The following is a 599-nucleotide window of genomic DNA, read 5'->3' as shown; positions in this document are numbered from 1 at the left end:
CTTCCTCTTTTCTCCCCCTCACGTCCTCTTCCGCCTCCTTTTCCTTCTCGACCGTCGCTTCTTCCCTTCCCTTCCTTCTCTCTGCCTTCTCTTCTTTTCCTCTCTTTCTTTTCCCTTTTCCTTCTCTCTTCTTCTCCTCACTCTTTGCTCCTTCCATTCTCCCTTCCCCTTTCTTTTCCTTCTCTTCCTTTCTTCCCCCCTCCCTCTTTTTTTCCTTCTCTTTTCTCTCCTTTCCTCCTTTCTCCTCCCCCTCTTCCCCTCCTTTTCTTTTCTTTTTTCTTTTCTCCTTTCTCTGTCTCCCGCCCTTTCTTCCCCTTCCCCTTCGCCTGCCTTCTCTTTCCTTTCCCGGTTTTTCTTTTCCCTTTTCCCTTTTTCTGTCTCTCTCGCCCCGCTCTTCTTGCCCCGTTGTCCTTCCTTTTTTCTTCCTCCCTTCTCCCCTTCCCTCCTCTCCCTTCCCATTTCCTCTTCCTTTCTTCTTTCCCTTCAGAATGCTTCTTCCCCCCAGAAGATATATTTAATCCCCTTTTCTCGTTTCCCCCTTTCCCTCTTCCTCTTCCTTTTTCTTTTCTTTCTTTACGAACTCCATAATCAGGCTGTCC

The 599-nt window shown here is 48.1% G+C and carries 1 protein-coding gene; it reads right to left on the bottom strand.

Annotation, left to right across the window (positions count from 1 at the left end):
• Nucleotides 1-137: 137 nt before the first annotated feature.
• Nucleotides 138-599 (bottom strand): hypothetical protein (locus E1963_RS23740; RefSeq protein WP_201272106.1); only part of this gene is annotated, 462 nt, incomplete at its 5' end.

The sequence above is a fragment of the Extibacter muris genome (assembly GCF_004345005.1).
Classification (GTDB): Bacteria; Bacillota; Clostridia; order Lachnospirales; family Lachnospiraceae; genus Extibacter; species Extibacter muris.
This window is presented reverse-complemented; position numbering and strand designations above follow the sequence as displayed.